The 22,141-nt window shown below is 64.6% G+C and carries 26 protein-coding genes and 1 tRNA gene; 13 read left to right on the forward strand and 14 right to left on the reverse strand.

Going from position 1 to position 22,141, the window contains the following annotated elements; translation table 11 throughout:
* Positions 1-8: 8 nt before the first annotated feature.
* A complete protein-coding gene (locus ACEWFR_RS16865) occupies positions 9-287 on the reverse strand; it encodes an acylphosphatase (RefSeq protein WP_374062148.1) in 279 nt (92 codons plus the stop codon).
* Between the two features lie 91 nt (positions 288-378).
* The gene (locus ACEWFR_RS16870; RefSeq protein ID WP_374062150.1) at positions 379-1,068 is read right to left on the reverse strand and encodes a cob(I)yrinic acid a,c-diamide adenosyltransferase; all 690 of its coding nucleotides are present in this window, start codon (positions 1,066-1,068) and stop codon (positions 379-381) included.
* A gap of 114 nt (positions 1,069-1,182) precedes the next feature.
* On the opposite strand from ACEWFR_RS16870, the gene ACEWFR_RS16875 reads away from it, so the two are divergent.
* Positions 1,183-1,542 (forward strand): helix-turn-helix domain-containing protein, encoded by a 360-nt coding sequence (locus ACEWFR_RS16875; RefSeq protein ID WP_374062151.1) that lies wholly within the window; start codon positions 1,183-1,185, stop codon positions 1,540-1,542.
* Between the two features lie 98 nt (positions 1,543-1,640).
* Here ACEWFR_RS16875 and ACEWFR_RS16880 read toward each other — a convergent pair whose 3' ends face one another.
* From ACEWFR_RS16880 to msrA, 3 genes are all read right to left on the reverse strand, one after another.
* Positions 1,641-2,861: an FAD-dependent oxidoreductase gene (locus ACEWFR_RS16880; protein WP_374062152.1), complete on the reverse strand. Its 1,221-nt coding sequence runs from the start codon at positions 2,859-2,861 to the stop codon at positions 1,641-1,643.
* A 213-nt stretch (positions 2,862-3,074) separates the two neighbouring features.
* Positions 3,075-4,094: a hypothetical protein gene (locus ACEWFR_RS16885; protein WP_374062153.1), complete on the reverse strand. Its 1,020-nt coding sequence runs from the start codon at positions 4,092-4,094 to the stop codon at positions 3,075-3,077.
* A 178-nt stretch (positions 4,095-4,272) separates the two neighbouring features.
* Positions 4,273-4,812, reverse strand: a complete 540-nt coding sequence (gene msrA / locus ACEWFR_RS16890) for a peptide-methionine (S)-S-oxide reductase MsrA (protein ID WP_374062154.1) — start codon at positions 4,810-4,812, stop codon at positions 4,273-4,275.
* 115 nt (positions 4,813-4,927) lie between these two features.
* On the opposite strand from msrA, the gene ACEWFR_RS16895 reads away from it, so the two are divergent.
* On the forward strand, positions 4,928-5,698 hold the full coding sequence (locus tag ACEWFR_RS16895) for an enoyl-CoA hydratase/isomerase family protein (RefSeq protein WP_098726168.1): 771 nt from the start codon (positions 4,928-4,930) through the stop codon (positions 5,696-5,698).
* Positions 5,699-5,779: 81 nt separating this feature from the next.
* Here the strand turns inward: ACEWFR_RS16895 and ACEWFR_RS16900 are convergent, their stop codons facing one another.
* The gene (locus ACEWFR_RS16900) at positions 5,780-6,457 is read right to left on the reverse strand and encodes a 2,5-diamino-6-(ribosylamino)-4(3H)-pyrimidinone 5'-phosphate reductase (protein WP_374062155.1); all 678 of its coding nucleotides are present in this window, start codon (positions 6,455-6,457) and stop codon (positions 5,780-5,782) included.
* Positions 6,458-6,643: 186 nt separating this feature from the next.
* Between ACEWFR_RS16900 and ACEWFR_RS16905 the strand changes: the two genes are divergently transcribed.
* Positions 6,644-6,871 carry a hypothetical protein gene (locus ACEWFR_RS16905; RefSeq protein WP_374062156.1) on the forward strand — a complete coding sequence of 76 codons (228 nt, stop codon included), beginning with the start codon at positions 6,644-6,646 and terminating at the stop codon, positions 6,869-6,871.
* Between the two features lie 261 nt (positions 6,872-7,132).
* Complete coding sequence (locus tag ACEWFR_RS16910; RefSeq protein ID WP_374062157.1) at positions 7,133-8,128, forward strand: PhoU domain-containing protein; 996 nt, start codon at positions 7,133-7,135, stop codon at positions 8,126-8,128.
* A gap of 58 nt (positions 8,129-8,186) precedes the next feature.
* Here ACEWFR_RS16910 and ACEWFR_RS16915 read toward each other — a convergent pair whose 3' ends face one another.
* Complete coding sequence (locus ACEWFR_RS16915) at positions 8,187-8,561, reverse strand: 30S ribosomal protein S8e (protein WP_374062158.1); 375 nt, start codon at positions 8,559-8,561, stop codon at positions 8,187-8,189.
* 190 nt (positions 8,562-8,751) lie between these two features.
* On the opposite strand from ACEWFR_RS16915, the gene ACEWFR_RS16920 reads away from it, so the two are divergent.
* Both ACEWFR_RS16920 and ACEWFR_RS16925 read left to right on the forward strand, forming a co-directional pair.
* The gene (locus ACEWFR_RS16920) at positions 8,752-9,036 is read left to right on the forward strand and encodes an AbrB/MazE/SpoVT family DNA-binding domain-containing protein (protein WP_374062159.1); all 285 of its coding nucleotides are present in this window, start codon (positions 8,752-8,754) and stop codon (positions 9,034-9,036) included.
* On the forward strand, positions 9,029-9,496 hold the full coding sequence (locus ACEWFR_RS16925) for a hypothetical protein (protein ID WP_374062160.1): 468 nt from the start codon (positions 9,029-9,031) through the stop codon (positions 9,494-9,496). The genes ACEWFR_RS16920 and ACEWFR_RS16925 overlap by 8 nt, the downstream gene beginning before the upstream one ends.
* 89 nt (positions 9,497-9,585) lie before the next feature.
* On the opposite strand, the gene ACEWFR_RS16930 is transcribed toward ACEWFR_RS16925, so the two are convergent.
* Entirely contained in the window at positions 9,586-11,028 is a 1,443-nt protein-coding gene (locus ACEWFR_RS16930; protein ID WP_374062186.1) for a PQQ-binding-like beta-propeller repeat protein, read from the reverse strand.
* 94 nt (positions 11,029-11,122) lie between these two features.
* On the reverse strand, positions 11,123-13,378 hold the full coding sequence (locus ACEWFR_RS16935; protein WP_374062161.1) for an NADP-dependent malic enzyme: 2,256 nt from the start codon (positions 13,376-13,378) through the stop codon (positions 11,123-11,125).
* A 150-nt stretch (positions 13,379-13,528) separates the two neighbouring features.
* Here ACEWFR_RS16935 and ACEWFR_RS16940 point away from each other — a divergent pair, with 150 nt between their 5' ends.
* Positions 13,529-13,993 (forward strand): phosphopantetheine adenylyltransferase, encoded by a 465-nt coding sequence (locus tag ACEWFR_RS16940; RefSeq protein WP_374062162.1) that lies wholly within the window; start codon positions 13,529-13,531, stop codon positions 13,991-13,993.
* Between the two features lie 176 nt (positions 13,994-14,169).
* Here the strand turns inward: ACEWFR_RS16940 and ACEWFR_RS16945 are convergent, their stop codons facing one another.
* Entirely contained in the window at positions 14,170-14,478 is a 309-nt protein-coding gene (locus ACEWFR_RS16945) for a cyclin (RefSeq protein ID WP_098727410.1), read from the reverse strand.
* A gap of 247 nt (positions 14,479-14,725) precedes the next feature.
* On the opposite strand from ACEWFR_RS16945, the gene ACEWFR_RS16950 reads away from it, so the two are divergent.
* The 4 genes from ACEWFR_RS16950 to ACEWFR_RS16965 all read left to right on the forward strand — a co-directional run bounded on the left by ACEWFR_RS16950 (position 14,726) and on the right by ACEWFR_RS16965 (position 17,365).
* Entirely contained in the window at positions 14,726-14,899 is a 174-nt protein-coding gene (locus ACEWFR_RS16950) for a hypothetical protein (RefSeq protein ID WP_176548193.1), read from the forward strand.
* Positions 14,900-14,945: 46 nt separating this feature from the next.
* Positions 14,946-15,030: transfer RNA gene (locus ACEWFR_RS16955), tRNA-Leu, on the forward strand.
* A gap of 753 nt (positions 15,031-15,783) precedes the next feature.
* The gene (gene dacZ, locus ACEWFR_RS16960) at positions 15,784-16,596 is read left to right on the forward strand and encodes a diadenylate cyclase DacZ (protein WP_374062163.1); all 813 of its coding nucleotides are present in this window, start codon (positions 15,784-15,786) and stop codon (positions 16,594-16,596) included.
* A gap of 1 nt (position 16,597) precedes the next feature.
* Complete coding sequence (locus ACEWFR_RS16965) at positions 16,598-17,365, forward strand: mechanosensitive ion channel family protein (protein ID WP_374062164.1); 768 nt, start codon at positions 16,598-16,600, stop codon at positions 17,363-17,365.
* A gap of 45 nt (positions 17,366-17,410) precedes the next feature.
* Here ACEWFR_RS16965 and ACEWFR_RS16970 read toward each other — a convergent pair whose 3' ends face one another.
* Positions 17,411-18,232, reverse strand: coding sequence for a nucleoside phosphorylase (locus ACEWFR_RS16970; protein ID WP_374062165.1), 822 nt, complete (start codon positions 18,230-18,232; stop codon positions 17,411-17,413).
* Between the two features lie 61 nt (positions 18,233-18,293).
* Between ACEWFR_RS16970 and ACEWFR_RS16975 the strand changes: the two genes are divergently transcribed.
* Both ACEWFR_RS16975 and ACEWFR_RS16980 read left to right on the forward strand, forming a co-directional pair.
* Complete coding sequence (locus ACEWFR_RS16975; protein ID WP_374062166.1) at positions 18,294-18,725, forward strand: DUF488 family protein; 432 nt, start codon at positions 18,294-18,296, stop codon at positions 18,723-18,725.
* Between the two features lie 27 nt (positions 18,726-18,752).
* Positions 18,753-19,346: a flavin reductase family protein gene (locus ACEWFR_RS16980; protein WP_374062167.1), complete on the forward strand. Its 594-nt coding sequence runs from the start codon at positions 18,753-18,755 to the stop codon at positions 19,344-19,346.
* An 18-nt stretch (positions 19,347-19,364) separates the two neighbouring features.
* Here ACEWFR_RS16980 and cdd read toward each other — a convergent pair whose 3' ends face one another.
* The 3 genes from cdd to ACEWFR_RS16995 form a co-directional block, all read right to left on the reverse strand.
* Complete coding sequence (gene cdd, locus ACEWFR_RS16985) at positions 19,365-19,757, reverse strand: cytidine deaminase (RefSeq protein WP_374062168.1); 393 nt, start codon at positions 19,755-19,757, stop codon at positions 19,365-19,367.
* A 42-nt stretch (positions 19,758-19,799) separates the two neighbouring features.
* Positions 19,800-21,197 carry a phosphomannomutase gene (locus tag ACEWFR_RS16990; protein ID WP_374062169.1) on the reverse strand — a complete coding sequence of 466 codons (1,398 nt, stop codon included), beginning with the start codon at positions 21,195-21,197 and terminating at the stop codon, positions 19,800-19,802.
* Between the two features lie 166 nt (positions 21,198-21,363).
* Positions 21,364-22,002, reverse strand: a complete 639-nt coding sequence (locus ACEWFR_RS16995; protein ID WP_374062170.1) for a MaoC family dehydratase — start codon at positions 22,000-22,002, stop codon at positions 21,364-21,366.
* Positions 22,003-22,141 lie beyond the last annotated feature (139 nt).

The raw sequence follows: 22,141 nt of genomic DNA on the forward strand, positions 1-22,141 counted from the left end.
CCCTCGTCTCAGTAGCGAATCTCGAACCCGTCCTCGCCCCGCGGCTCCTCGTAGTCGGCCTCGACGCGCTCGACATCGGCCGCGGGGCTGCCCTCGTGACACCACTCGATCATCGACTCGACCGCGGCCTCGGGGCCCTCGAAGACCGCCTCGACGCGGCCGTCCTCGCGGTTTCGCACCCAGCCGTCGACGCCCTCGTCACGGGCCGTATCGCGGGTATTCGCGCGGTAGTAGACGCCCTGGACGGTTCCGGAGACGAAGACGTGTGCGCGGCTTCGGTCTGTCATGTGCGAGTCATCGACCGCAACCGCCAAAAATCCGGGTCCGCTCGAGCAGCGGCAGGCCCTCACAGCAGCACTCGACGACCGCCGATTCCGTTCAGAACTCGGTGCCGCGTCGCGCCCGCTGTCCGTCGTCGATCGGGTGTTTCACCTTTCGGACGTTCGTGATCAGGTCGGCGCGATCCGTCAGGTACGACGGCTCGGTGTGGCTGCCTGATAACACGAGCTCGAGGCCGTCCGGCTTCGCGTCGATGAGGTCGTGAACGTCCGTCTCGGAGAGCAGGCCGCGATCCGCGGCGTAGAGGACTTCGTCGAGGAGTAGCATGTGGACGCCCGCTTCCGGCTCCGCGTCGAGGTCGATCGGCTTGTCGAGGTCGGTCGCTCCCGCCGCCTCGAGTAGCTCATGGGCGCGCTCGAGGCCGGCCTGCGCTTCGGCCTCGTGGTCCGCCTCGTCGCTGCCGTCTGCCATCCCGTGCCAGCCGTAGTGGCCGAGGTTCTCGTAGCTCAGCCCGGGGAGCATGGCCATCGCGTTGTACTCGCCGCGCACCGCGTCGACGCTCGAGGCCCCGCCCTTCATGAACTGGAGCATGTGAACGCGGTAGCCGTGGCCCGCGGCGCGTAGCCCCATGCCGAGTGTCGCGGTCGTTTTCCCTTTCCCGTCGCCCCACCAGACCTGGACGAGGCCGAACTCCTCGGGTGCGGCCGGCTCGATCCGCTCGGGTTCCGGCGTCCGTCCCTGTCCCGGCGTGTTCTCGATCGGCGAGTCCGATCTCTGGTCGTCGTTCATACGCGATCGGTCGGACCGAGCGTACATGTAGTTGGTCCACTCGGCGCGTGTCGATAGCGTGACACGCCTAACCAAACGTGTCTTTAGGGCTCGCTCCTAACCTGCGGTCAGCCAATGTCTCTCGAATTCTCCTCGTCCGACGATGCACCCGCCTTCGAGCGGGTGATCGCCGCGCTCGACGACGACTCCTGTCGGGAGATCATCGCGGTGCTCGAGGAGCCGATGACCGTCCCCGATATCGCCGAGGCGACGGATCGTCCGCTCTCGACGACGTATCGCAAACTTGACGCGCTGACCGAGGCCGGGCTGGTCGACGAAACCGTCGGCGTCCGTCACGGCGGCCACCAGCGGTCACGGTACGTCGCCAATCTCAATCGGATCTCGATCGGACTCGACGACGACAACGAGCTGTACGCCAATATCGATCGGTCGGCCGAGCTGAGTATCTGGTCCAACGCGAAGCGAGAGTTCTGAACGCGCCGCTTCGTGCGCTCCGCTCACCGGGATCCTCGAGACCGGCGTCTCGGCTTCCTGACCATGAAACCGATCACGACCGACCGACGAGGTCCCCCTTATCGGCCGACGAGATCCTCGTCCGTCGGTCCCTGCCCGTCGAACCGCCGGACGAATTCGTCGAGCCGTGCGGGGTCCGATGCGCTCGGGAGTCGCCGCTCCGCGGTCTCACAATCGGCGTCGACCCCGAGCCGGTCGCAGACGAGATCGGCGGTCGCCTCGGCCATCCGGCGGTAGGTCGTCAGTTTCCCGCCGACGACGCTACAGCAGTTTTCAACGTCCTCGTCGGCGTGTTCGAGCAGGTGGAACCCCCTCGAAATGCCGCGACCGCCGCGAGCGGCCTCGTCGGGTTCGTACAGCGGGCGGACGCCCCACCACGTTCGAACGCGCTCGCTCTCGGCGACTGACGGGAGCATCGCCGCGCACTCCTCGACCGTCCGTTCGATCTCCCAGTCGGCCCGCTCGTAGTCGTCCGGATCGTCGACCGGAACGCTCGTCGTCCCGAGGACGACCTCGCCGTCGTGCGGGACGACGATGTCCCCATCGTCGGGCTCGCGACAGCGATTTACCACCGGCTCGAGGCCGTCGTATTCGACCGAGACCATGACGCCCCGTGTCGGTCGCATCGAAACGGAGACGCCGGCCATCTCCGCGACGCGGCCCGCGTGGGGCCCGGTCGCGTTCACCACGTATCGCGGCCGGAGCGTCTCGCCGGCGTCGCCGCCGAGCGTGACGGCCGTCATCCGGTCGTCCTCGACGGTCATCGACGTGACCGGTGCGTGCGTGCGGACTCGAGCGCCGTGCTCGCTGGCGTCGACCGCGTTGGCGGCGACCAGCCGGGAGGGAGCGACGACCGCGTCCGGGACCCGCATGGCCCGTTCGACGTCCGCGGCGAGGCCCGGGACTGCTTCGCGAGCGCTCTCCCCGTCGATCACGTCGGTCGGAATCCCGACGTCCTCGCAGGCGTCGCGCTTCGCTTCGAAGTAGGCCAGATCGTCGTCGGCCAGTTGCACGAACAACCCTCCCGTCTCTCGGATACAGTCGCCAGCGATGTCCCGGAGGATGCGGTTTTCCTCGAGGCACTCCCGCGCCTCCCTCCCGTCGGCCTCGGCGTAGCGAGCGCCGCTGTGGAGCAGTCCGTGTGACCGCCCCGAGGTGCCCGACGACAGTCCGCCTCGCTCGGCCAGCGTGACATCGACGCCTCGCAGCGCCAGGTCTCTAGCGATTCCCGTTCCGGTCGCACCGCCGCCGATGACGAGAACGTCCGTTCGATCGTCCATATTCGAACGACGCGCCCCGAACGGACGTACCTTTCACTGTTCGACGGACAGCGGGCTCGGTAGCGACGGCCCAGATACGGACGAAAAACGGATGGCAGCGGGCCGATATCGAGGCCGACCCGTGGTTGCTCGAGCCGCCTCCCGACTCGAGGCGTCAGCCCCAACCCATGTCGTCCGATTCCCCCTCGAAATTCGGTGCCAAAACGGGTCTCCTCACCGGTAGCCCAGGACCCGGAGCTTCTCCGTCACCTCCTCCTCGTCCATTCGAGCGGACTCGATCGGCGCGTCCGCGACGATCCGTCGGCGATCGTCCGAGTCGACGACGTGCCACGGCACTCGTCGTAACTGCTCCGCGGCCAGGTACTCGAAGTGGCCGTACTTTCGGCTCGTGAAGGGGAGCAGTCGTTCGCCGAGCAGTTCGCCGTGATCGGCCGAGACGACGGACTTCCCGTCCAGTTCCCGAATCAATCGATCGACGGACGGGAGAACGATCTCGAGGTTCTCTACGTACGCGCGACGCAGATCGGCGACGTCGATATCGAACTCGTCGCTCTCGATGATGTCGTACAGTTGGACGTTCAACGCACCGAAGCGGTCGCCTCGGCCGCCGCGCGAAAGCGCCGAGAGATCGCCCTCGGCGGCGATCCGCTGGTAGATCTCGAGGCCGGTCTCACCGATGAGCGGGACGTGGGGCTGGAGGAAATGGACGATCAACCGCTTATTCGGGTGTTTTTCGTGGGCCTCGAGCGCTCGCTCGACGACCGTTTCCGGAGCGATCGCGTAACTGTCTTCCAGCAACTCGGGATCCAGGACGTCGCTCGCGTCGACGGCCGACGACTCCGCGACCGGCTCCGGCGGTACCGGATAGATCGCATGAAACACGTCGTCTCCGATATCGGCCGTGAAGGCGTTCCCGCTCACGTAGACGGTGTCGTGGTGGGTCTTTCCCGCGAAGTTCGCGTCGATCCACCCCGGGCTGCTCGAGCCGGCGGACAGCCGGGACTCGAGGGTCCCGTCGAGTCGATTCCGGGCGGCGAAGGCGTCGTACCGGCAGGCGTCGAGGACGATGAGCGTGTCCCAGTCTTCGGCCATGATATCGATACCGCTCCCGTGACGAAGCTCGAAGACGGTCCGGTGGGCCGACCAGAGGTACTTGCAGAGTTCCGTCCAGACGAGTTCCGGGTTCCGGATCCCCCTGCGGACGCTCTGTATCGAGTATTTTGTGAACGGCATTCCCACTCTAGAGCGTTGCTGAAAAGTCTCAAATAACGCCGGGGTGGTCGGCTGCCTGTGAGAATACTCGGGGTCGCTCGGAATCCGTGCGCTCGTGAGAATTCGGCGACAGTGTGCTCGTGAGAGCCCGACAGCAGCGTGCTCGTAATAACTCGACAACAGCCCGCGGCGCGCGCCGTTAGCGCGCTTCGCCCGCCGATTTCGTCTTCCGTTCGAACTTTTCGCGAACCTTCTCGACTTTCGGGGCTGCGTGCATCGTACAGTAGGCGTCGTTCGGATTCTTCTCGAAGTAGTCCTGGTGTTTCTCCTCGGCGCGATAGAACGTCTCGAGGGACTCGAGTTCGGTCACAACGTCGTCGTCGTACTCCTCGTCGAGCGCCTCGATGTAGGCTTCGGCCTGCCGCCGCTGGTCTTCGTCGTGAGACAGCACGATAGAGCGGTACTGGGTTCCGACGTCAGGTCCCTGTCTGTTCAGCTGGGTCGGATCGTGGGTGGCGAAGAATACCTCGAGCAGTTCGTCGTAGCCGATCGCGTCGGGATCGTACTCCACCTGCACGACCTCCGCGTGGCCGGTGTTTCCGGAGCAGACCTCGCGGTACGACGGATCCTCGACGTGCCCGCCGGCGTAGCCGGACGTGACTGACTCGACGCCCTCGAGTTCCTTCATCGCCGCCTCGGTACACCAGAAGCAACCGCCGCCGAACGTGGCTCGTTCCATACCTCCCAGTAGAGTGCGAGCGAGGAAAGGTGTGACGGGGGACTGCGGTCGCGGGCAGCGTTCGATCGCCCCGGCCGTGCGAAACGATATGCCGGTGGCAGTCGAACGCCGCGGTATGTCCTGGGACACAGTCCGACTCGAGTGGGACGGAGACGTTGCAACACTGACCGTCGACCGCCCCGACGCGCTCAACGCCTTGAACGTCGAAACGCTCGAGGCGATGGGCGAGGCGCTCGAGACGGCCGCGGACGAAGACGCGCGCGTTCTCGTCCTGACGGGGGCCGGCGACGCGTTCATCGCCGGCGCGGACATCAAATACATGCGGGATCTCTCCGCCGAAGCGGCACAGGAGTGGGGCGAACTCGGCCACGACGTCGCCGACGCGCTCGAGGCGTTTCCCGCGCCGACGGTCGCCGCGGTCAACGGCTACGCGTTCGGCGGCGGCTGCGAGATGGCGCTGGCCTGCGACCTGCGGGTCGCGGCCGAATCGGCGCTGATCGGCAACACCGAAATCGATCTCGGTATCATTCCGGGCTGGGGAGCGACCCAGCGGCTGCCGCGGCTGGTCGGCGACGAGACCGCGCGCCGGATGATCTTCCTCGGCGAACGGCTCGACGCCGACTCCGCGGCAGAGGCGGGGCTGTTCGGCGAGGTCGTCCCCGATGACGACCTCGAGAGCGTCGTCGGCGAACTGGCCGACCGGCTCGCTGCACAGCCAGCGTTCGCCATGCGAACCGCAAAACAGGCACTTAATCAGGGGCTCGAGGGCTCCCAGGAGAGCGGGCTCGCGTACGAGAAACGCGCCTTTGCGAGCCTCTTTGGCACGCACGATCAGCGCGAGGGAATGGCGGCGTTTGTCGAGGATCGCGATCCCGAGTTCGAGTGACTCGAGTCTCTCTATAGTAGCCACTGAAACGATTTACACACTGATCGCAACGTCGTCGTGCGATCATGTGTGCATTGACTTTCAGTGGCTACTATCGCGTTCGTCGACTCGCCAGGTCAGCACGACACCGTCGTCGAGCCGGTCGACGTCCGCGAGCTCGAGCGTCGGAAAGTCGGCGACGAACCCCTCGCCGTCGGCCAGCGTCGGGGCGTCGCGGCCGCCGATGATCGTCGGGCCGACGAACATCCGTAGCTCGTCGACCAGTCCGGCCTCGAACAGCGAGAAGATGAGTTCGCCGCCACCCTCGACCATGATCCGCTCGAGACCCTGCTCTTGCAGCGTCGCGAACGCTCGCAGGAGGTCGACACGCTTCTCACCCGCCGTAACCAACTCGGCGTGGTCGGCGAGGGCCATGCGGCGATCGACGGGTGCCGCCTCGCTCAGACAGACGTAGGTCGTCGCCGCGTCGTCGAGGATCGCCGCGTCTGCCGGGGTTCGACCGCTCGAGTCGACGACCACCCGCGCGGGATTCGCGGGGCGGCCGTCCTCTCGGCGCTGGGAGCGCAACTCCTCGTCCTTGACGGTCAGGTGCGGATCGTCCGCGAGGACGGTTCCGACGCCGACCACGACGGCGTCGCTCGCTGCCCGGAGCCGATCGACGCGTGCGAAGTCCGCCTCGCCGCTGATCGCGATCTGTTCGCGCCGGCGCGAGGAGAGTTTGCCGTCCGCACTCGCGGCGGCGTTGACGACGACGTGCATACCCGTGGTGGGCGGTCGATCGTAAAGAAATCTCGTGTCTCGACGATCTCTGGGCCGCGTCACGATGGCCGCCTCCCGAGAGCCACCCTTCTCCCCGCCTTCGGATACCCCTATAGATCCCTCAATACCACAACTAGCAGTGGCTTTGTGTCGTCGCTCGGATCGCATACACGATCCCTCGAACCCATGAACGGATCCACCAGCGGTCACGACGACCGGTCCGCCCGACGGAGACTCGCCGCGGTCGCACAGCACGAGAGCGACGCGCCTGCACTCGAGTCGATCGTCGTCCGATACGAGGGCCGTCCCGACCGGTGTACGATCGCGCCGCGCGAGTGCTCCGAGGCCGACCAGTTGACGACGTGGATATCGGCGAACGTTCGGGCGTTCGTCGACCTCGCCGACGTGCGATAGCGACGAATCGTCCTGGATCTGCCCCGCGTATCGCTCGCTCGGTTTGCGTCGCCGAGATCAGCGTTTACCCGTCGGTTCCGGAGGATACAATCCGATATGTGGTCTATATAGACCTACGTTTGTCAACTATCTTCGATGGAGCCATACAATCTGATGGGGAGCAAAAATACAGTATAGGGCGGCCAATGCGCCGGTATCCTCACTATCCATATTTCTCTATAGACTGTTAGATTTATATTGTTGCAGTAGAAACGGCTGCGTATGGAGACGCGAAAAGTCCAGGTGACTGGCGGGTCGACGTACACCGTTTCGCTGCCGAAAACGTGGGCGACGGCCAACGACGTGAGCAGCGGGACGACGGTCGAGTTCTATCCCGAGGACGACGAACTACTTCTCACTCCCGAACGCGAAACACGCCGCCAAGAGGGGACGCTGGATGTCTCCGGGCTCGCGGACGAACAGCTCATGCGGGCGGTGATGACGATGTACGTCAGCGGTTTTGACGTCATCTCGCTGGAGGCGGGCCGGATCACGACCGATCAGCGCAGCGCGATCCGCGATGCGACCCAGCGACTCGTCGGTGTCGAGGTGCTCGAGGAAACCAGCGATAGCGTGGTCATCCAGGACCTCCTCGACTCCTCGGAGCTGTCGATCGTCAACGCCATCACGCGGATGCGCCTGATCGCCAAATCGATGCTCGAGGACGCGGTGACCGCACTGATCGAGAACGACGACGACATCGCTCGCGACGTGATCGAGCGCGACGACGACGTCGACCGGCTCTGGCTCGTCGTCTCGCGGATCTTCCGTGCGACGCTGCGATCGCCCCGCGCCGTCGAGGAACTGGGCGTCTCGCGCGAGGCCTGTTTCGACTTTCACTCGAGCGCCCGCCAGCTCGAGCGGATCGCCGACCACGCCGTCAAGATCAGCGACATCGCGCTCAAACTCGACGAGCTTCCCGCCGACGTGGCCGACGCCCTCCACGGACTCCACGCCGAAGCCACAAGCGTCTTCGACCAGTCGATGGACGCGCTGTTCGCCGACGAGTCCGAAGAGGCCACCCGGCTGGGCCACGACGCGCTCGCGGCCGTCCTCGAGATCGACGAACACACCCGCCAGATCGACGACAAGCTCCGCGATCTCGAGCCAGCACAGGCCCAGTCGCTAGGGCTGATCGTCGACTCGCTGTCCAGAAGCGCCGACTACGGCGGCAACATTGCCGAGACGGCGTTACAGAAGGCGGCACCGCGGCCCTAAATCCGCGGCAGCGCCGCTCGAGCACAGTGTGCAAAAACCGACCGAAACCCGTTGATCGCTACTCCTCGAGGAGAACGGCGGTGACCTGACCGGTCTGACCGGGCCGGGACCGGACGCGGGCTCGACCCTCGCTCGTCTCGATGACGGCTCCCTTGGTGATGATGTTACGACGGATGTAGTTCGGGTTAGCGTCGTTCTCGACGACGTCCTCGATATCCGCGGGCACCGTCTCGTCGCCCTTGTTGACGCTCGCGACGTTCGTGGCGAGCGCTCGCGTCTTCGTCCCGTTACCGCGGACGTCGACGGTCCGGAATCGCGGCTCGCCGACCTCGGTCTCAGTCGGCAGTCGACCGAGTTCGTCCTTGCGGCGATTTCGAACGTTCTTCAGTCGGCCACCGGTTCGCTTGCGCGTAGAGCGTCCCTGATCTTGCATACCCAATCAAAATCTTGGCGTCTACTTGAATGCACTGCTACGAAATTCCCGCTGTGAGCGCGCCACGAGGATGTCGACTCCCACCTTTCTGGCGATCATCGGTGGTGGGACGGTTTCTCTATTTGGAGTCAGGAACGGAATCGGTGCTCTCACCAGAACGGTTATCATCGGTCCCACTCTATGTGGGAATATGGCGAAAGTGGATTCAAAGGGACGAATCGTCCTTCCACAGGAGGTTCGAGAGCGCCTCGGTATCACTCCCGGTACCGAAGTCGAGATCCGCGAGGAAGACGGGAAAGCGGTCGTCAAGCCCGAAGACGATCCCGAACGGATTATCGACCGTATGGAACAACTCGTCGAGGAAACGTCTTCTCACGGTGGGGAGACGACTCCGCTCGACGAAGGCTCCGATCCGGTCGCCCAGAAGCACAGAGACGCTGTTCAGCGAGGGGCACAGAAAGACAGCGATGAGTGACGCAGGTGGCCCCTATCTGTTCGATGTCGGAGTGATCGCTCTCGCACACACGGAGACCCCGGTTCGTGATGCTGCGCTCTCGTATATCCGAGATGCCATCGCCGGTGACATAGAAGCCGTTGTGCCGTATCCTGCGCTATTCGGAGCACACACTGTCCTGACGACGTACTACGGACAATCGAACGAGGATGCATCTCGACTTCTAGAGAATTTCATGGATGCAAAGCGAATTCACTGGTACGACCGAATGCCCGACGAGATCGTACGCGGTGGATTCGCTCGAGCGTGCAGTGCGAATATCGGTGGCTGGGACGGATACTCTGCCCAGGTGGCGATCGAAGAAGAAGTGGACACCGTTCTGACAATTGACTATGACTTCGAGCGGTTCGATGCGTTCGCTACCGAAGTCATTCTCTCATCCGACGAATTTAACGAATTGAATAGATTTCTCGAAACCTGATTTCGTTCTTCACTGTAATCGGTCTCCTCCCGGATCTTCAGGGCAGGGCTTTCTCCTTGATTCCCCCACGTACTGAGAAGCGACGGTCGTCAGTCGTCCGGAACCAGACAGTACGCACGGCCGGGCTTCTCGAGCACCGTCTCCTCGTCATCGTCGTAGTAGTTCGAGAAGACGCCGCGCTCGGCGTAGTAAATCCGGCCGTCGCGGGGGATCGCGCCGCTGGTCACGTGGCCGCGGTTTTCGACTCGCCAGCGCCGGTTTCCGGTTTCTCTGTCGAGTGCGTACAGGTGGGTGTCGTAGGAGCCGACGAGTATCGTTTCGGCCGTGGCAGTGATCGAGCCGATGACGTGGCCGTCGACGTCGGTCGACCACAGTTCGTCGCCTGTCGCGGCCTCGAGCGCGTAGACGTAGTGGCTATCGCTACCGACGTAGACGACTCCGCGGTCGGGATCGATCGCCGGATTCGACATGACGACGTCGCCAGTGTCGAACGACCACTCCTCGCTGCCGTCGGCGAGATCGAGGCGGTAGAACCGGCCGTCCCAGGAGCCGACGAACGCCGCGCCGTCGTACGTCGGGATCGTCCCCTTGATCTGCGCACCGAGATTGAATCGACCGCCCGCCATCGATTCCCCGTCGGGGCCACCCTCACCGCCCGCCTGGAACGACCAGGCGAACTCGAGGGAGGGAAACTCCCAGCAGTAGACGACGCCGTCGTTGGAGCCGGTGACGAGGCGGCCCGCCTCGCAGTCGATCGCGGGCGAGGGATGGGGCATTCCCCAGATGCGGTCGTCGCTCCAGGTCGGATTCCCGGTCGCGGCGTCGACCTCCCACAGCGCGCCGCTGGCGGGGTTTTTGTGTTCGGTGAGCAGATAGAGCGAGCCGTCGACGTACGCGGGGCTCGAGCCGATCGCGATCGCATCGCCGAACTCGCGCATTCGGGTGTGCCAGATCGTGCGTCCGGAGTCGATGTCGACGGCGTAGAGTTCGCCGTCGTAGCCGCCGATGTAGGCGGTGCCGTCGGCGATCGCCGGCGTCCCGTGGAAGCCGAGGCTTCTGCCGGCCCCGGTCTCGCGCTTCCAGCGGTGTTCCCCGGTTGGTCTGACGGCGTGAATCCGACCGTCGTCGCCGGCGATCAGCACTGTCTCACCGTCGGGCGTCGGCCGGGGCGTCGATTTGGCCGCGGTATGACCGATACGGTTGACCGGGAACGACCAGTCGACGGTTACCGATGACGGAACGGTTTCCTCGGGGTAGTAGCCGTACCGTCGTAGTCCGCGACGGAACATCGACACGTCGTCGTCCGCCGGCAGCGGCACGTAGCCGTCCGCGTTGCCGGCGGCGCTGGCGACGGCGGAGCAGTCGGGTGGCGACCGGTACTGTCGGCCGACACAACCGGCGAGACCGACTGCTCCGGCAGTTCCCGCGGTACTGAGAAGCTGTCGTCTGGTGAATCGAGCACCGCCGGCCTCGGGGGTGCTCCGATCGGAGTCGGCTCCGGGGACCGCCCGATCAGATTCGGCCTCGTGGATCGCCTGATTGGAGTCAGGCCTATGGATCGCCTGATTGGCGTCTCCGTTCCGACCGGCGTTGTCCCGTGGGTCAGCCGCGTGCTCGCTCACCGTCTCACTCCTGCTGGGCGTCAACGACCGCAACGCCGGCGAGGTTCACGATGTCCTTGACCTCGTCGCCCCGCTGGAGGACGTGAACCGGCTCGTCCATGCCAACCAGCATCGGCCCGATGGCGTCCGCGCCGCCGAGGCGCTGCAGCAGTTTGTAGCCGATGTTGCCCGACTCGAGGTTCGGGAAGACCAGTACGTTCGCGGGCTGCTCGAGGTCCGAAAAGCCGTAGGTCCCCTCGAGGATGTCCTCGACGACGGCGGTGTCGGCCTGCATCTCCCCGTCGACGGGGAAGTCGACGTCAGGGTCGTCTTGCAGCATCGAGGCCGCCTTTCGAGGTTTACGTGTCCCTTCGTTGTCGACGCTGCCGAAGTTCGAGTACGAGAGCAAGGCGGCGCGCGGTTCGACGTTGAACCGCCGCGCGAGTTTCCCGGTCTGTTTGGTAACCTCCGCGAGGACGTCCTCGTTGGGAGCCTGGTTGACCGTTGCGTCGGCCACGAAGATGACGCGGTTCTTGAACGTGAGCAGGTAGACACCGGCGGCGTAGTCGACGTCGTCGGCGGTGCCGATCACCTGCAGTGGCGGTCGGAGCGCCGACGGATAGTGATGGGACAGGCCGGTCAGGAGCGCGTCAGCGTCGCCCTGCTCGACCATCACGCTGCCGAAGTAGTTGGTATCGTGTTCGATGAGTTCGCCGGCTTCGCTCCGCGTGATCCCCTTGCGCGCGCGGAGTTCGTGAAGCCGGTCGGCGTACTCCTCGTAGTCGCCGACGGTCGGATCGGCCACGGTCGGATCGAAGTCGAGACCCAGGTTCGCGGACGTCTGTTTGATCTCGTCCTCGTCCCCGATGAGGATCGGGAGGGCGATCCCTTGCTCCTGGATCTGGTAGGCCGCCCGGATCATCTTCTCGTTTTCGCCCTCCGCGAGCGCGACCGTCTTGGGGTCGCTCTTGGCCTTGTTGAGGACGACGCGCATCATCTCGCGCGATTTCCCGAGGCGGGCCTCGAGTTCCTCCTCGTACGCCTCGAGGTCGATCTCGGTGCGCGCGGCACCGGACTCCATCGCGGCCTCAGCGATCGCCGGTGCGACGCGGAAGAGCACCCGCGGGTCGACGGGTTTGGGAATGATGTAGTTCGGGCCGTACTGAATCGCCTCGTCGCCGTAGGCCTTGACGACCGCGTCGGGAACGTCCTGACGAGCGAGTTCGGCCAGCGCCTCGGCGCAGGCAACCTTCATTTCCTCGTTGATCTCGGTCGCACGTACGTCGAGCGCGCCGCGGAAGATGAAGGGGAACCCGAGGACGTTGTTGACCTGATTCGGATAGTCGGAGCGGCCGGTCGCCATGATGACGGTGTCGTCGCGGGCGTCTTTGGCGTCCTCGTAACCGATCTCCGGATCGGGGTTGGCCATCGCGAAGACGATCGGGTTGTCGGCCATGGACTGGACCATCTCCTGGGAGACGATCCCGCCGATCGAGAGGCCGACGAAGACGTCTGCCTCCTCCATCGCGTCCGCGAGCCCCCCTTCGGGCACGTCGCGGGCGAACTGTTGTTTGTACTCGTTGACGTCGCCCGCCGCCGCGCGCTCCTCGGTGATGATCCCCGAGGAATCACACATCGTGATGTTCTCCTTCTTACAGCCCAGCGAGACGTAGAACCGCGCCGTCGCGATCGCGCTCGCGCCGGCTCCCGAGAACACGATCTCGAGTTCCTCGAGCGACTTCCCCGCGACGTCGGCGGCATTGATGAGCGCCGCGCCGGAGATGATGGCGGTGCCGTGCTGGTCGTCGTGGAAGACCGGGATGTCGATCTCCTCGCGCAGGCGCTCCTCGACGGTGAAACACTCGGGCGCTTTGATGTCCTCGAGATTGACGCCACCGAAGGTGGGTTCCATCATCTTGACGGCCTCGACGAGTTTGTCGGGATCGGCTTCGTCGAGTTCGATGTCGAAGACGTCGATGTCGGCGAAGCGCTTGAACAGGACGCCCTTCCCTTCCATGACCGGTTTCGACGCTTGCGCGCCGATGTCGCCCAGTCCGAGCACGGCGGAGCCGTTCGAGACGACGCCGACGAGATTGCCCTTGGCCGTGTACTGGTACGCGTCGGTTTCGTCCGCGTCGATCTCGAGACACGGCGCGGCGACGCCCGGCGAGTACGCGAGCGAGAGATCGCGCTGCGTATTCGTCGGTTTCGTGGTCGAAATCTCTATTTTTCCGGGTGGATCGGTGCGGTGATACTCCAGTGAATCCTCATCTAATCCCATACCGGGGACACTGCGGGGGACTACTAAAAACAATGCGAAGGCGAGTTTCGACAGCTGTCGAAACCCCCGGTTGTGCGGGGGACATAAATTCCTCGCAAGCAGATGCGCTGATTCGACCGTTTTATACGCACCGCGCAAGTGAGGTGGGGTATGGACGTCGCGCTTGGTGGGACCTTCGACCCCGTTCATGACGGCCATCGACGGCTGTTCGAACGGGCGTTCGAACTCGGGGACGTGACGGTCGGATTGACCAGCGACGAACTCGCACCGAAGTCGCGAGATGTCGATCGACACGTCCGATCGTTCGACGAACGCAAGGACGCACTCGCTGCCGAACTCGATTCGATCGCGGCTGACCACAACCGCGAGTTCGAGATTCGAATGCTCGAGTCCCCGACGGGAATCGCGACCGAACCGCAGTTCGATTATCTCGTTGTCTCCCCCGAAACCCGCGAGGGCGGCAAACGGATCAACGAGATCCGCCGCGAGAACGGGCACGACCCGCTCGAGGTGGTCGTCGTTCCACACCTCGTCGCGGACGACGGCGACATCATCTCGAGCACCCGGATCGTCACGGGCGAGATCGACGAGCACGGGACCGTCATCGACGACTGAGTGGCCCGATTATCGGCTCCCGTTGAGCGAGCGGACGAATTGTCTCCTGTCACGTGAACCGTCTCCTGTCACGTGAACCGATTGTCCGGAAAACCCGCGTCGGATCGCGCTCGTAGTATCAGCTTATGCCGAATCAGTCCACCACTGCGCCGGGAAACGGTGATTGTACGAGAGCGCTACCAGCGGGGCGGTTCGAGCCCGGCCGACTCGAGCAGTTCCTTCCAGCGGGACTGGATCGACAGTCGGGAGACATCGGCAGCGTCGGCGACTGCGCCCTGAGTGCGACCGTCACCGGCGACGAGCGAGCCGGCGTAGAGACTGGCAGCGAGCACCGCTCGCTTTGAGCGATCGGCGTCTGGAACGTCTGCGAGGAAGAGATCGGCGGCACACGAACGGGCCTCCGTCGTCAGCTCGAGCCGGTCGGCAACGGTCTCGAGTTCCTCGAGCCACGGTTCGTATTCGATGCGATCCCGGGCGCTGTGCATACGTCGGAGTATCGGATCGGACGGGATAAACGTGTGGTCCGACCGCGCGATTTCGCCGGCCGGCCGATACGATCCCGGCACGATCCCCGTCGCCGCCCAATGGAGTACTACGGATGGCAACGGTTCGCTACGAATATCCCGGAAAACCGGCCGTTCTCAGACGTTTTCACTAGGTGACAACTACTAAACCAGCCGTCAACCGAAGCGGTACTCGACGCCAGCCGTCGGTGTCGGTTCACGACGCCCCATGAAAGAGCCAACCTGCAAACTCGTCTGTACCGGTTGCGGACTCGAGATGCCGTATCGGGAGCGGTCGCTGGCCGAGCAGGCCGCGGAGCTCCACCAGCTTCGGGATCCGGAGCACGTGACGTTTATCGTCCCGCCGGACTGGTCGCCGGAAGAGCCGGTGAAGCGCCCTTGACGTGGACCGACAGCTACTTACTCGACTCGAGAAAAGTCGGGACCGGGCGCGGGTAGCCAAGCTAGGCCAACGGCGCAGCGCTTAGGACGCTGTCCCGTAGGGGTCCGCCGGTTCGAATCCGGTCCCGCGCACTGCGAGACGCGATCGTAGTGAGCGTCTCGGTTTTGCGAACGGTGAGCGAAGTGAGCCGTGAGCACTGAACGAGTTTTCGAACGAAGTGAGAAAACGAGTGAGGGAGCAGGAGCGGATTCGAATCCTGCAAGTCGCAGCGCTCGAGCGAAGCGAGAGCGATCGTCTTGCTCCGGTTCGAATCCGGTCCCGCGCATTCTCCGCGAACAACTTCGTGAGCGGAGAATGCAGCCAGCGGATTCGTGGCCCAGGGGACGAGCGAAGCGAAGTCCTCGCGGTTCGAATCCGGTCTCGCGAATGCTTCTCCGAGCAATTTCGCGAGGAGACGCATCGCGACGACGATTCAAATCAGGGAGCAGCTTTGCTGCGACCGTGGTCCGATCCGGTCTCGCGCACTGCGAGACGCGAGCACAGTGAGGTCTCGAGTTCGCGACCAGTGACCGAAGCGAGCCGTGCGCACTGAACGGATCGTGGAGCGGAGTGGGAACACGGAGACCGTGACGGTTGATACCGTTGCTCGAGGCCGAATTCGGCGAGGTGAGCCGACGCTGATATCGATCGAAACTCTTCTCGCGAACCGAGAACCGGGTGAAGGACGACGACGGGGTGCGATCAGTCGCCTCCCGTGGGCTGTCCCGAATCGAATGGCGAAGTAATGACAGATGTTTTGAATTCGGCAGGATTCGGATAGAATCGGCAGACGAGCGTCAGACGCCCCATAACGCTTATTCGCGCAGGACCGAGTTGTAGTATCAATGGCCGGGATAGACGACGTGTTCGGGGATCTCTTCGCGAGTGTCGATGCCGTCGTACTCTTTTCACCGAGCGGTTCGTACTACGAGCGGTTCGTGGCCGTCGAAGACCTCGATGTGGTCGTCGTCGGCACCGAAAACGCCGTGAGTGCGGAGACGTTCGTCGAACTCCCCCTCGAGTTCGAGGACATCTCCGAGCGGATCCGATTCGGACTCGAGGGTGCGCTCGAACAGGGCGTGATCGAAGACGGTGACGAACTCGCCTGTGCGACGAGCGTCTTCGGGGACGGAATCGATACGGTCTCTCGCGTCCGTGCTGACGTGGAAAACCACACCGGGATCTACGACATCTTCGCCAAGTCCCGCGCGGACCCCGAAGTGGTCAAGGCGGTCCTCGAGCTGGCGATCGAACTGGGGCAGAAGGGCCAGAAGGGGAAACCCGTCGGCGCGCTGTTCATCGTCGGCGACGCGGGGAAGGTGATGAACAAGTCCCGCCCGCTTTCATACAACCCCTTCGAGAAATCTCACGTCCACGTCGGCGATCCAATCGTGAACGTCATGTTAAAGGAGTTCTCGCGGCTCGACGGGGCGTTTATCATCTCTGATGCGGGCAAGATCGTTTCGGCGTATCGCTACCTCGAGCCGTCGGCAGAGGGGGTCGACATTCCGAAAGGACTGGGCGCACGGCACATGGCCGGCGGCGCGATCACGCGGGACACCAACGCGATCGCGATCGTGCTGTCCGAAAGCGACGGGCTTGTCCGGGCGTTCAAGGGCGGTGAACTCATTCTGGAGGTCGATCCGGAGGCGTACTGATATGGTGGACTGGCAGCCGTTCGTCAACGAGCCGGCCGTCATCGCCGCGGCGGTGCTCGCGCTCGGGCTCGTCGTCGGCTATCTCGTCGGCAGGCTCAACGAGGAGTTGCTCTCGGCCTCGGGCGTCCCGGAAGCCGTCGAAGGAACACCGTTCGAGCGGACGGCCCAGTCGATCGGGACCTCGACGGTCGAGATCGTCGCCCGGTTGAGTTCCTGGTTCATCTACGGTATCGCGGTGCTCACCGCGATCCACATCGCACAGTTGCTGGACACCGATGCGTTCTGGCTCCGCGTCACCGAGTTCATCCCGCAGCTGTTCATCGCCGTGCTCGTGCTCATTCTGGGATTCATCGTCGCGGACAAGTCGGAACTGATCGTCAGCGAGTATCTGCGGGGCGTCAAGCTCCCCGAGGTGTCGGTCATCCCGAAACTGGTCAAGTACTCCGTGCTGTACGTCACGTTCATCATCGCGCTCGGCCAGATCGGCGTTCACGTGCTGGCGCTGTTGATCCTGCTGACGGTGTACGCCATTGGGATCGTCATCGTCGGTACCGTCGCCTTCAAAGACTTCCTCGTCTCGAGCGCCGCCGGTATCTATCTCCTTCTCAACCAGCCCTACGGGATCGGCGACGAGGTCCGAATCGGCGACCAGACGGGCATCGTTCAGGAGGTCGACCTGTTCGTCACCAAGATCGAGGACGACTCGGAGGAGTACATCGTCCCGAACCGCAAGATCTTCGAGAACGGCATCATCCGGATGCGAGATTGACACGGTGAACTCGTCGATTCCGGACGGCTATTCGATTCCGAAGTGCTACTCGAGCGAGAGGCCGGCGTGCCAGCGGTCGACGCCTTTCTCCCGTTTGACGGCATCCATTTTCGCCAGCAGATGGGTCGCGAGCGTCGCGGTTTCGGCGGCGCGGGACTCTCCTTCGGTCCGGAACTCGCCGGTTTCGCGGTTGGCGTAGACGGTACAGACGGCGCCGGCCCGGAGCCCGTACAGACTCGCGAGCGTGAGGATGGCGCTGGCCTCCATCTCGATGTTGGTGACGTTCGCCGCTTTGAGTTCATCGACCAGGTCGTCGGCGCCGGCGGCTTCGAAGCCGTCGAACCCCGGCCGGCCCTGGCCGGCGTAGAACGAGTCCGCGCTCATCGTCACGCCGGTGTGATACTCGTAGCCCAGCCGTTCGGCGGCGGCGACGAGTGCGGAGACCACCTCGTAATCCGCGGCGGCCGGGTAGTCCTCGCGCACGTACTCGTCGCTGGTCCCCTCCTGGCGGACCGCGCCGGTCGTGATCACCAGGTCGCCGACGGCCATCTCGGGCTGGATCGCACCGCAGGAGCCGACCCGGATGAACGTCTCGACGCCGACTCGAGCCAGTTCCTCGACGGCGATCGCAGCGGAGGGGCTGCCGATGCCGGTCGAGGTGACCGAGATGGGCGTTCCGTCGGCCTCACCCGTCGCCGTTCGGTACTCGCGGTGGTGGGCCCGCATCTCGTAGTCGTCCCAGAACGCGACGATCTTCTCGAGGCGCTCGGGGTTTCCCGGGAGGAGCACGGTCTCGGCCACGTCGTCGGGACCGACCTCGAGGTGATACTGAACGTCGGCGTTCGGGTCTTCGCTGTCGTGAGACATTGAATAGCCTCGATTCGAGGCGACGCTGTATATAAATGCGGGGCGCGCGTACCGGTCCGGCATGGTCCGAGGGACGCTGACGGACACCTACGTCGCTGCGATCCAGCACAAACTGGTCGAGTTGCCGCCGGACGCGACGCGCGTGGGCGTCGTTCGACGGCCGACGTCGTGGTTTCACGCGACCGTCGACGAGAATCGGCCCGAACTCGGCCCACCGGTCGACCTGCTCGAGTCCATGCACGACGCCGAGGAGGACATGAAAATGCAGGGCCTCTGTGAGGAAGGGGCTCACAACGCCGCGTGGGACCAGGTCGGGTTCGGTGAGGCGTATCGCGAGTACCTCGAGACCGACGACGACGCGCGAGCAGCGCTCACAGCGCTGGACGACCGGCTGGCGTCCGGCGAGTCGCTGGCGCTGGTCTGTTACGAGAACACCGAGAAGAAGCGGTGTCACCGGACGATTCTCGGGGAGTTCCTCGAGACGCAGACTTGAGTAGCCGGGCCGCGTATCGACGAGTCGATGCACGAATTCGCGCCCGCGAACCGAACGGACGGCGAGATCGCACGGCTCGTCAAAACCGTCGTCACCCCGCGACCGATCGCCTGGATCAGTACGGTGAGCGACGCGGGCGTCGATACCCTCGCGCCGTTCAGTTCCTACAACTACGTCTCACTGAAGGAGCCCACTGTGCTGTTCAACACGCCGAACGGAGAGCGAAGCGAACTGAAGGATACGGCTCGCAATGCTCTCGAGAGCGGCGAATTCGTCGTCAACATCGTCACCGAAGCCGATATCGAGCGGATGGACCACACCTCCGCGGCCCTTCCGGAAGACGAGAGCGAGTTCGGTCTCGTCGATATCGAACGCGGCGAGTCGCGAACGGTTTCAGCGCCGCGCGTCGCGGACGCGACCGTCTCGATGGAGTGTCGACTCCACGATTCGATCGAGGTCCACGACAAGCTGATGATTCTCGGCGACGTTCAGTACGTCCACGTCGACGACGACCTCCTGACCGACAGCCAGATCGATATGCGCGATCTCGATACCGTCGGACGGCTCGGCGGGCCGTACTACACTGTCTCCGGTCCGCTGGCGTTCGAACGGCAGTACTGAGCAACGAACAGATCGCCGCTACTCGAGCGTTTCCTGACTGATCGTGTTCGGCAGCAGTTCGCCGAGCGTGTACTCGGTCGGCTCCTCCCCCTCGCCCTCGTCGCAGTAGACGACGAGGTCGTCGTCGCAGAACTCTGTAAGCGTCTGCCGGCACATTCCGCAGGGCGTGACGCCGTCGCGGCGGCCCGAACTCACGGCCAGCCGGGCGAACTCCCGATGGCCGTTCTTGACCGCTTCCGCGATCGCGACCTCTTCCGCGTGGAGGCTGTTGCTGAAGTTTGCGTTCTCGAGGTTGCAGCCCACGAATATCTCGCCGGCGGCCGTCTCGAGGGCAGCACCGACCCGGTACTCGGAGTAGGGAACGTGTGCTCGGTCTTGGACGTCGCGAGCGGCGGTGATAAGCTCGTCCATGCCGACGGGTTCGGCGGGCGGCTACCAAAAAATGTCGACCGGTTACCGGCGCTTCTCGACGGCCGTTTCGATGACCGAACGCGCGTCGTCGACGAGGGCGTCGACGGAATCGCTCTCCGCGTAGAGGCGGACGTACGGCTCCGTTCCGCTCGGTCGAACGAGCAGCCACGACGCGTCCGCGAACTCGAGGCGGACGCCGTAGTCCGTGTCGACCGTCGCCTCCGGAAACGCCGCGGGGAGCTCGGTCTCGAGGGCGGTCATCACGTCGGCTTTGGCCGCGTCCGGGCACTCGATGCTGACCTTTCGGTAGGGGCGTTCGGTAACGGGGTCCCGGAGTCGATCGGTATCGCCGGCGTCGGCGACGAGCGCCGCGACGACCGCGGCACTGACCACGCCGTCGATCCAGCCGCCGAAGGCGGTGTGGATGTGTTTCCAGGGTTCGGCGGCGAAGACGAGCTCGGTGTCCTCGCCTCCTCGAGAGCGTTCGCGCGCGATTCCCTCGTGGAGCGACCCCAGTCGGACGCGTTCGACCCTGCCGCCGGCCGCGCGAACCCGTTCATCGATGCGCGCGGAGGCGTTGGGCGTGGTGACGACGACGGGATCATCGGCGTCGCTGTCGGCCGTGTAGCGTGCTGCGACGACGGCGAGGACGGTGTCCTCGTGAATCACCGACCCGTCGGGACCGAGGACGACGAGGCGGTCGGCGTCGCCGTCGTGAGCAAGTCCGAGATCGAAGCTGCCATCGTCGAGAAACGCGGTAAACTCCGAGAGCGTCTCCGGCGTGGGTTTGCTCTCGCGGCCCGGGAAGTGGCCGTCGACGGACGCGTTGATCGCGACGATATCCGCGCCGAGTCGCTCGAGGACCTGTGGCGTCGCGAGCGCGCCCACGCCGTTGCCGCAGTCGACGGCGATCCGAAGCCCCGCGAGCGGTTCGTCCGGCGGTGCGTCCTCGGCGTTCGGAGTCCGGTCACCGAAGCGCTCGCGGATGTAGCCCTCGACGGCATCGAGATACCGATCGAGCACGGCGAGGCGTTCGGATTCGCCCCACTCGTCCCAGCGAGCGAGTCGCGTGCCCTCGCTCGCGACGCGGTCGTCGACTGTCCGCTCCGCGTCGCCGTCGTACTCGACACCGTCGGCGAAGAGTTTGATGCCGTTGTCGGCGGGCGGGTTGTGACTCGCCGTGAGCATCACGCCGCGTCGCCCGCGCGAGGCGAAGGCGAGCGTCGGGGTCGGTACCTGTCCGAGCCGGCGAACATCGGCCCCGGCGCTCTCGAGGCCGGCCTCCATCGCCGCCGCGAGCGCGGGTCCCGTCTCCCGGCCGTCGCGACCGACGACGAACGTTTCGCCGGGGTCACCGGCAGCCTGACCGACGGCGAGCGCGAGCGAGGGCGAAACGTCCTCGACCGGGCCGCGAATTCCTGCAGTTCCGAAGAGGCTCATGCCCGGCCGTTCCGCGAGGAGCTACTTAGCAGCACTGCTGTCAGCCGGTTTGCTGTCACTGTGTCCCGGCACACCCGCATGGCGGGTCGCGGGTACGCCGGAACTGACTGACAGGAGTCCGTCTCAGTGTATCGCAGAAAACGCTGGCTCGAACCGATGAAAAACGCTACTCCGCGGGCAGGTCGTCAATCAGCACGACGGCCTCGCCGTCGATCACGGTCGCGTCGTCGTCCTCGTCGCGGACGACCGTCTCGAGGCGGTACTGCTCGTTCCCCAGGTCTTCGACGATCTCGACGCGGGCTGACACCCGGTCGCCGACGCCGACGGGGCCGCTGAACTCGAGGTCCTGTGAGAGGTAGATGGTGAGTCCGGGGAGCCGAGCGAGGGCGGCGCTGATGAGCCCGGAGACGAGTGTTCCGTGGACGATGCGCTCGCCGAAGCGGGTATCGGCGGCGAACTCGTCGTCGAGGTGGAGGCGGTTCGTGTCGCCGCTGACCGCGGCGAACGCGCGGACATCCGCGTCGGTGAGCGCCTTCTCGAACGTGACGGTGTCGCCGACGCTGATGTGATCGGGATCGTCGACGGTGCGATCGAACTGCCAGTCGAGATCGGAGTACTCGACCGACGGGATCGGCGGGGCGGTCCTGTTCGTTTCCGAGCCGCTCTCGCCGTCGATGGTTGGAAGCATCGCGGAGACGGCGGCACGATTCGCCGCAGTCGCAGTTCGAAGAAACCCTCGCGTCATCGCCGACCACGCGTTCGTCATGGCAGCGAGGTTGTCTTCGCCAGCGTTCTGGTGTGACATCTACGGGCGGCTAGGCGTGGCGCATATATGACTTCTTTGGCTGTTTCAACTGAAGCGGTAGCGCGGAGTCCCCTTCCTCAAGGAACGAGCGAACCCGTCAGGGTGAGCGAAGTAGGGTGGGGTCGTTGACCACCGTTTT

Origin of the sequence: Natrinema sp. H-ect4 (assembly GCF_041894845.1) — an archaeon.
Lineage (GTDB): Archaea > Halobacteriota > Halobacteria > Halobacteriales > Natrialbaceae > Natrinema.